This is a genomic window from Rhodopirellula sp. JB055 (assembly GCF_043100905.1).
Lineage (GTDB): Bacteria > Planctomycetota > Planctomycetia > Pirellulales > Pirellulaceae > Rhodopirellula.
Map to the genome: position 1 here is coordinate 1 of NZ_JBICHO010000490.1, position 2,615 is coordinate 2,615.

Here is a 2,615-nt window from a genome sequence, read left to right on the forward strand (position 1 = left end):
ACGATTCTTGGTCCCTGGCGGATGATCACGGGATTGCTCCCGCCGCGCCGGTCGGGTTCAGCCGGCACATGCTGAGCTACTCGGTGGGCATCCTGCCGTTTATCGAGCAGCAGGGGATGTGGGAACACATCTCCAATCCACTCACCGACGAAGCCAATCGAACCTGGCCCGCGATGGGGCCGGCGCCTTACGCCGTTCGCTACCTGCCTTGGCGAACGGACGTGCCGACGTACCGTTGTCCCAGCGATCCTGGTCGGGGATTGCCGACCGTTGGACGCAGCAACTACGCGGCCTGCACGGGGGATGCGACCAGTCGAACTCAGATCGGCGGTTCACGATTCAACGGTGGCCAAGGCCGATGGCGATATCAGGATGAAAATTGGCTGATGCGTCAATGTCGGGCCAACCTACGGGGAGTTTTTATTCCCCGTGGCAACACTCAGTTTCGAGACATTCTCGATGGAACATCCAACACGATCATGTGCGGTGAAATCGTGACGGACTTGGGCGACCGAGACATCCGTTCTGCGGCTGCCTTGAACAACGGAGGTCACGGCGGCCAATGGGGAACCGGCATCATGGGCAACCCCAAAACCTGCGAGGATACGGCGCTCATCGATCCTGCTCGTCCCGGGTTTTGGTTGGCTGGCACAACAACGTCCGGTGGTGCCACGACACGCGGCGGACGCTGGGCCGATTTCCGTCCTCTGTATTCGCAGTTCCTGTGCATTCTGCCGCCCAACAGTGAAGTCTGCTTGGGCGGGAACCATGGCACGGAAGGCATCACAACCGCCAGTAGTCGACACCAAGGCGGTGTGCATGTGTTGATGGCCGATGGTGCGGTGAAATTCATCACCGATTCAATCGAAGCCGGCAACAGCCGCGCGGAAACGGTTTGGCATCGAAACGCTTCCCAAGAAAGCACCAATCCGCCTGGATCCGCCAGCCCGTACGGGTTGTGGGGCGCCTTGGGGACCCGCGGCGCACGAGAGGTGATCGATCAGGAGTTCTGATTCTCGATCTTAGTACTCACTCAATTTTGCGTTTTTAGCGGCGAGGACAACGCCCGGCATATCGCCTGATATGCCGGGCGTTTCTTAAATCTCGCCCATTGGATGCCGGTTGGTGGCTGCGAATTGTCATTTGCCGAGGTGTTTGGTTCCGCTTATTGTGGTTGGGACCGCTCCCATTTTTCTGTGTTACGGCGTTCGACATCGCCATTGTTGAATGATGTGCCGGGGGAAATCCATCAGGGCTCTGTGGTTTAAAATGTGACAGGCCGCGGCTCGATTGCGTCGACTTGCTACGGAATGTCGCTGCTTGCGTGTGAAGTCGCCTTCCCTTTCTTTGTCTGCTCATGACACATCGTTTTTATCTCTTTTGTATCGTTGCCACTTGGTTTGGAACCGGTTTCGGGACTTGGTCGTCCGCATCTGCCGTCGACTTTGCCGATGACATTCAACCGATCTTGAACGAACACTGCGTGGCCTGTCATGGCGGTGTCAAACAAGCCGGTGATCTGTCGTTCATTCATCGCGACAGTGCGCTGGCGGTGATCGAACCGGGCGACGTCGATGGCTCTTACATGATCGATCGGATTCTGTCGGAGGACGAATCGGAGATCATGCCGCCGCCCGAACACGGTGCGCCGCTGACCGAAGAAAAGATTGCTCTGCTAAAGACTTGGATTGAAGAAGGTGCCAAGTGGAAACAATCATGGGGTTATGAACCTCCGGTTGCCCGTGGAGTTCCTGACGTTGCCAACCCGGACGCTTGCCGTCAATCCATTGATCGTTTTGTTCGCAGCACGCTTGAGGAAAAAGGCATCCAGCCTGCCGAGGATGCACCCCCGCACCAATGGCTCAGGCGAGTCACGTTGGACCTGACCGGTGTGCCGCCGACACTGGCCGAAGTCGAAAACTTCAACGCGGCGGCGAAAGAACGTGGTGACGCGGCATATGCAGAGAAGGTTGACGAACTGCTTCAGTCATCGGGCTATGGTGAACGCTGGGCATCCGTTTGGCTGGATCAAATTCGCTACGCCGATAGTCGTGGCTTGGGAATCGACGGTCGTCGTAATGCGTGGAAGTATCGCGACTGGGTGATCGATTCGCTCAACAATGACATGCCGTTTGATGAGTTCACGATCAAGCAAATCGCTGGTGACCTGTTGCCGGATCCTTCGATCAACGATTTCTTGGCCACCACCGCCAGTCGTTTGACTCAGACCAACGAAGAAGGCGGAACGGACGACGAAGAGTTTCGCATCAACGCAGTGATGGACCGCGTCAGCACGGTTTGGCAAACCTGGCAAGGTATCACCTTCGGTTGCGTCCAGTGTCACAGCCATCCATATGACCCGATCGAACATGAAGAGTTCTACGAGTTCATGGCATTCTTCAACAACACGGTCGATTGTGACTTGAGTGGCGAGGAGCCGTTGTTGTCCGTGCCGCTGAGCAATGAAGACGAGGAGCTTGCGTCGCAACTCGACCGGCGAATTCGTTCGCTCAAACAATCAATTTGGCATCAAGAGTTTGAGGCGGTCAGCGACAACGAGTTGGATTGGAAACACATCGATTCCTTGACCGCCTCGGCCACAGATCGGAAGAGCG

Annotated in this window: 2 protein-coding genes; both read left to right on the plus strand. The window is 56.6% G+C overall.

The features are described from left to right. On the plus strand, positions 1-1,013 hold a 1,013-nt coding region (locus ACF8AM_RS19325; RefSeq protein WP_392557223.1), incomplete at its 5' end, for a DUF1559 domain-containing protein. A 344-nt stretch (positions 1,014-1,357) separates the two neighbouring features. Beyond that, positions 1,358-2,615 (plus strand): DUF1549 domain-containing protein (locus tag ACF8AM_RS19330; RefSeq protein WP_392557224.1); only part of this gene is annotated, 1,258 nt, incomplete at its 3' end.